The organism is Flavobacterium sp. (assembly GCF_046317795.1).
Taxonomy (GTDB): Bacteria; Bacteroidota; Bacteroidia; order Flavobacteriales; family Flavobacteriaceae; genus Flavobacterium.
Genome location: NZ_JBKCVI010000164.1, coordinates 1 through 6016, shown reverse-complemented (window position 1 = coordinate 6016; position 6016 = coordinate 1). Strand labels below are relative to the sequence as shown.

Here is a 6016-nt window from a genome sequence, read left to right as displayed (position 1 = left end):
AATCAAATACTGCGAGTGGTTCGTATCTTGGTACTCATCGACTAAAATATATCGAAAACGTTCTTGGTAATTGGCCAAAACATCGGGAAAACGGTTGAGTAATTCATTGGTTTTTAGCAACAAATCATCAAAATCCATCGCACCACTTTTGAAACATCGCTCTACATAGTTTTGATAAATTTCTCCCAAGCGTGGCTTTTTGCTCATGGCATCGGCTTCTTGCAATTCGGGATTATTGAAGTATGCTTTTACGGTAATTAAAGAGTTTTTATACGATGAAATTCTGCCCAATATTTGTTTGGGTTTATAAACATCTTTATCCAATTGCATTTCTTTGATGATGGCCGAAATCAATCGAACGCTGTCTTGCGTATCATAAATGGTAAAATTAGACGGAAAGCCCAACTTATCGGCTTCGCTTCTCAGAATTCGAGCAAAAACGGAGTGAAACGTTCCCATCCAAAGATTTTTGGCTTCGGCTGCACCCACAATATCGCCGATACGCTTTTTCATTTCGCGTGCTGCTTTGTTGGTAAAGGTGAGTGCCAAAATAGAAAACGCATCCACACCCAAACTCATCAAATAGGCAATGCGCACCGTGAGCACGCGCGTTTTTCCAGAACCAGCACCTGCAATGATGATCATGGGTCCGTCTTTTTGCAAAACCGGTTCTTGTTGCGCTTCGTTGAGTTGGGAAATGTATTGTTGCATTATTTGAAAAAGTGGCTAATTTATTGAGAATTTTTATTATAAAACTAAAGGTATTACTACTGAAACTTAAGGTTGGTATTAAAACCAAACATTTATAAAAGTAAAACAGCAAACTAAAACCATTAAGAAATTAAGCTAATTAAGGCTTAATCTAACTTAATTTCTTAATGGTTTTCTATCTATCCTTTTTTTTAATATAAAAACCCACTCAAATAGTGGTAGAACCGAATTTTAAAATTATAAAAGACAAATTTAACGCTACTAAACCTAAATTCCAATATATAATTCAGTGTATTTCTATTATATTTGTCAACAATTTAAGTCAATATTACTTATGAATTCTGATAAAATTCTTGAACTTGCTTTTTACACCTTACCTGCTTTGATAACGGGTGGTGTTGCCTATTATTTATTCCAATCGTATTTTAATGACCAACAAAATACCCGTCGTTGGTTGGTACAAAAAGAGAACCAAAAACAATCGTTGCCGTTGCGTTTGCAGGCCTATGAACGTTTGGCGTTGTTTTTGGAACGAATCAATGCGGCTAAATTGTTGATTAGAGTTGCTCCATTGAGTGATGATAAAAATGATTACGAGCGCTTATTGATACAACATATAGAACAAGAATACGAACACAATTTAACCCAACAGGTTTATGTGTCTGATGAGTGTTGGACCATTATCATAACAGCAAAAAATACTATTATTCAAAATATTATGCAAACCAATCTGAGTGAGAAAGTTGACAGCGCTCAGAAACTTCGGGAAACCATTCTCAATGATTTATTGGACAGCCAATCGCCGAGTACGATAGCGTTGAGTTTCTTGAAAAATGAAGTGAAAGGAATATTATAACAAAAATCCCAACATCAGTTGGGATTTTTTGTTTTATTTAAATTTACTAATTCCGTCTTTTAGCCAAGCTAAATAGTCGTCGATGTTTGGGGTGTAGCTAATGGGTTCGTTTAATTTTTGCTCGTTCAAATCGGTTAAAACATAATACGGTTGTGTGTTGGTTTTGTATCTAGTGATAACGAAATCAGTCCATTTATCGCCAATGGTTACTATTTCTGAACCCGTAGATTTAGAGATAAACTGTTCATTCTTTGGTAATTCTCGTTTATCATCTACATACAATGAAATTAAAACAACATCATTTTTAAGATGGTTTAACACTTTTTCATCAGACCAAACATTGATTTCCATCTTTCTACAATTAACACATGCAAAACCAGTAAAATCGATCATAATGGGTTTATTCACTTTTTTGGCAAAAGCAAAACCTTTTTCATAGTCAGTGAATGTGATAATTCCATGTTCGCCAATTTTTGCACCATCTGGTAAATCTTGCTTATTTTCGGATGAGCTTCCAAAAAAACCCATTGGGCTTTCGCTATAGGTTTGTGGCGGTGGAAACGCGCTAATTAATTTTAACGGCGCTCCAAATAAACCCGGTATCATATAAACTGTAAAAGCTAAAACCAACAATCCGAGTGACAATCTTCCCACAGAAATATGGGTTAGTGGGCTATCATGTGGTGTTGTTATTTTGCCCAATAAATACAAGGTCCAAGTTCCAAAAATGGCTATCCAAATAGCTAGAAAGACTTCTCTTTCTAATAAGTGCAATTGCAAAACCAAGTCGGCATTGGATAGAAATTTAAAGGCAAGTGCCAATTCTAAAAATCCAAGAGAAACTTTAACCGTGTTTAACCATCCACCCGATTTTGGTAGGGAATTCATCCAAGCTGGAAATAGTGCAAAAAACATGAATGGTAATGCAATTGCTGATGAAAATCCAAGCATTCCTACAATTGGCGCAATGCCACCTTTGGAAGCTGATTCGACTAAAAGTGTTCCCACAATGGGTCCAGTACATGAAAAGGAAACGATAGCTAAGGCCAATGCCATAAAGAAAATACCAATTATTCCAGATTTACTAGATTTTTTGTCAACAATATTTGCCCATGAATTTGGTAAGACAATTTCAAAAGCTCCTAAAAAAGATGTTGCGAAAAAAATTAATATTATAAAGAAGATGATATTGAATAAAACACTAGTAGATAAGGCATTTAAAGCATCCGCTCCAAAAAAACCTGTAATTAAAAGTCCTAAAGTAACATATATTAAAATAATTGATAAACCATATAAAATCGCATTTGAAATCCCTTTTTTTCTAGTTCCACTATGCTTGGTAAAAAAGCTTACCGTCATAGGTATCATTGGGAAAACACAGGGTGTTAACAATGCGGCAAAACCGCCTAGAAATGCCAAAAAGAAAATAGTCCACAATCCTCTATCGTCTGCTTTTTTTGGTGTGGCAATTTCGGTAACTGCTGTTGGTTTTACTGCTGTAGCAGCTATTTGTGTCTTATCAACCTGAGCTGTATCAGCACTTGAAACAGGTTTATCAATAGTTGATGCTACTGTTTTTGGCAATTGAAAAGTGAAGGTATTAAACTCGTTAATGCAAACATCTTTACAGACTTGAAAATCAATTTTGGTCTTAATAGAAGTAAGTTTTGGATTCGTTATTTTAATTTTCTGAGTAAAAGTGGCTTTCTTTTCAAAATAATACTCGTCTACTTCAAAGACATCGTTGTATTGTTTTTTATAGTCACTTTCCTTTACTTTTCCAACCAATTCATAGTTCCCTCTGGCATTTTCAAATTTGAATTCGGCTGGCAACGGCCCATTTTCTGGTGTGAATTGCGAATAGAGATGCCATCCTTCTTCTATCTTTACTTCCATTACCAAATTGAACTCGGAATCGGATAGTTGCTCTACTTTAGAAGTCCATTTTACTGGTTTTACAATTTGAGCATTGACATTGGCGAAAGCCAAAAAAATCAAAAGAAAAAAAAGTACTTTCTTCATTAGGTTTTATAATTTATTTTTAAAATTCTAGTTGTCGTTTCGGTTACTTTAAAACGATCGTCTTGCCTACTTCCAATAACCCAAACAATTTGATTATCCGAACATAAAAGCCAGGTATTTGATTTGTCAAGTAACGAAAATTTCTCGTCTTTAAAAAACTTACTGAGCTTCTTTTTACCATTCATCCCAAAAGGAAAAAACAAATCGCCTTCGTGCCATTTTCTGATTAATAAAGGAAATTGCAATGTTTCTTCGTCAACAAATATAGTATTAGTTGGCTCATGAGAAATGTCATCTACATTGCAAAAGGTAAGTTTTAAGGGAAATTTAACTTCATTTTGTCCTTTTTGTATCCAATAAACCACATCATTTGTAATCTCTTGCTTTGGAAACAATAGCAAAGTTTCTCTATTTTTTAGCAGCGTATGCGATTCAGAATGTACTTGTTTTCCTGATTGTGCGTGGATTAAATCATAAACAGCTGTCCAATCGGAAAAACCAAAGGGTTGCAACCAATCAAACAAATAGGACTTGTAATTTTCATATTTCAATAGTTTTAGCAAGTCGATTGAAATTTGGTTTTCGTTTTTGGTCACTACTTTTGAATACAAACTTTTTGAAGCATCTGCTGCCAATGATTGTGTTTGTTTTAAATGACTAAGAGTGTTTTCAAACGAAGCCAATAAACTCGGATTAATTTCCTTTAATATTGGGATAACATTATGACGGAATTTATTTCGCAAGTATTTATCCGAAGCATTGCTACTATCTTCTCGCCACTTAATATTGTTTTTAGTAGCATAATCTTCTATTTCTTCTCTAGAAAAAGGCAATAAAGGTCGGATAATTTTATCGTTTTGTTCTGGAATTCCAGTCAAGCCATCCAAACCAGAGCCACGTGTAAAATTGATTAAAAAAGTTTCTAAACTATCATCTAGATGATGAGCCGTTAGTATGTAATCGAAATCTTTTTCTTTTAGTTGTTCATAAAACCAATCATAGCGAAGTTCTCTTGCAGCAACCTGTATGGAAACTTTCATTTCTTTGGCATAACCCTTTGTATCAAGATGTCCAACCGACCATGGAATTAGATATTTATCGCCATATTTCATAACAAATTTCATATCACCATCGCTTTCTTTTCCTCGCAATTGAAAATTACAATGCAACAAAGCAAAAGGATAACCCATCTGTTGGAATAAATGAACCAAAACCATACTGTCTATTCCACCACTAACGGCAATAAAAAACCTGCTTTTTAGCAAAAAAGAGAAGTTGGTAATGATGTGATTTTGGAATTTTGTAAGCATAGTCAAAAGTAGTAATTATTTCTATTGAAGTACCTCAAACATGGCTTTGGCTTTCAACAAACATTCTTCATATTCTTGTTCGGCAATGGATTGTGCCGTAATAGCGCTACCTACAGAAAAGGATAAATACTTGTTTTGAGCATTGTATAAAATACTTCGGATGACCACATTGAAATCAAAATCATGGGTTGGAGTAAAATAACCCAAAGCACCGCTATACAAACCCCGTTTGGTTTCCTCTAATTCTTCAATGATTTTCATGGCGGATATTTTGGGTGCTCCCGTCATGCTTCCCATAGGAAAAGTAGTTTGAAGAATTTCAATGGGCGGTATTGTGCTTTCTACTTTGGAAACTACGGTTGAAATCATCTGGTGTACTTGTTTAAACGTATAAACGCCACACAACTCTTCCACTTCCACAGATCCTTTGGTAGCTGTATGCGATAAATCATTACGAACCAAATCCACAATCATAATGTTTTCGGAACGTTCTTTTGGGTTTTCTGATAATTCCTTTTTGGAGTTTTCATCTAAAACAGAATCCGAAAAACGCTTGGCCGTGCCTTTGATGGGTTGAGAAATCACTTTGTTTTCCTCTTTTCTCAAATAGCGTTCAGGAGAAGCACAAAGCAAATAATATTGGTTATTTTTGAAGAATGTTGCAAAGGGTGGTTTAGAAATACTATTGAGTTTCTGATAAATATTTGAAGGATCAATCGTTGCATTTTTGGCATAAAATTCCATACAAAAATTAGCTTCATAGATATCACCACGATGAATGTGTTCGAGCATTGAACGTACTTTGGAAAGATAGCTTTCTTTGGAAATGCGTTGTTTTATATCTAATGGCTTGTGGTTTTTGGTTTGTAGTTTACAGTTGATAATATCATGAAAATCGCTTTCTAGTTCGTCATCGCATAAATACAAGTAATGCATTTCGAGTTCGTTTCCTTTTAAAAAAAACAACTTCTTGGGCTGGAAGAAAAAAAAATCGGGGAATTCTAAACCGTCAAAATTAGTAGAATATAAATCTTCAGTGTCGTTTTTTAAATCATAAGACAAATAGCCAAACAACCAATCTTTGGTTTGTTGCTGGTATTGTTTTAAATCTTCGAAA

The 6016-nt window shown here is 34.5% G+C and carries 5 protein-coding genes; 1 reads left to right on the top strand and 4 read right to left on the bottom strand.

All coding sequences use genetic code 11. The annotated features are described in order from the left end of the window. A partial coding sequence (locus ACK5ON_RS09845; RefSeq protein WP_409822058.1) for an ATP-dependent helicase occupies nucleotides 1-711 on the bottom strand: 711 nt, incomplete at its 3' end. A 334-nt stretch (nucleotides 712-1045) separates the two neighbouring features. On the opposite strand from ACK5ON_RS09845, the gene ACK5ON_RS09840 reads away from it, so the two are divergent. After that, complete coding sequence (locus ACK5ON_RS09840) at nucleotides 1046-1567, top strand: hypothetical protein (protein ID WP_409822056.1); 522 nt, start codon at nucleotides 1046-1048, stop codon at nucleotides 1565-1567. A 33-nt stretch (nucleotides 1568-1600) separates the two neighbouring features. Here the strand turns inward: ACK5ON_RS09840 and ACK5ON_RS09835 are convergent, their stop codons facing one another. The 3 genes from ACK5ON_RS09835 to ACK5ON_RS09825 all read right to left on the bottom strand — a co-directional run. Next, on the bottom strand, nucleotides 1601-3589 hold the full coding sequence (locus ACK5ON_RS09835; protein WP_409822054.1) for a cytochrome c biogenesis protein CcdA: 1989 nt from the start codon (nucleotides 3587-3589) through the stop codon (nucleotides 1601-1603). After that, complete coding sequence (gene tilS / locus ACK5ON_RS09830; RefSeq protein WP_409822052.1) at nucleotides 3589-4899, bottom strand: tRNA lysidine(34) synthetase TilS; 1311 nt, start codon at nucleotides 4897-4899, stop codon at nucleotides 3589-3591. The genes ACK5ON_RS09835 and tilS overlap by 1 nt, the downstream gene beginning before the upstream one ends. A gap of 21 nt (nucleotides 4900-4920) precedes the next feature. Further along, nucleotides 4921-6016, bottom strand: a 1096-nt coding sequence (locus ACK5ON_RS09825) for an anthranilate synthase component I family protein (RefSeq protein WP_409822050.1), incomplete at its 5' end; no start/stop codon positions are given.

What these genes read in the sequence shown, in the direction of transcription:
- ACK5ON_RS09840 (WP_409822056.1), top strand. Translation starts at nt 1,046, where the DNA reads ATGAATTCTGATAAAATTCTTGAACTTGCTTTTTACACCTTACCTGCT.
- ACK5ON_RS09835 (WP_409822054.1), bottom strand. Translation starts at nt 3,589, where the DNA reads ATGAAGAAAGTACTTTTTTTTCTTTTGATTTTTTTGGCTTTCGCCAAT.
- tilS (WP_409822052.1), bottom strand. Translation starts at nt 4,899, where the DNA reads ATGCTTACAAAATTCCAAAATCACATCATTACCAACTTCTCTTTTTTG.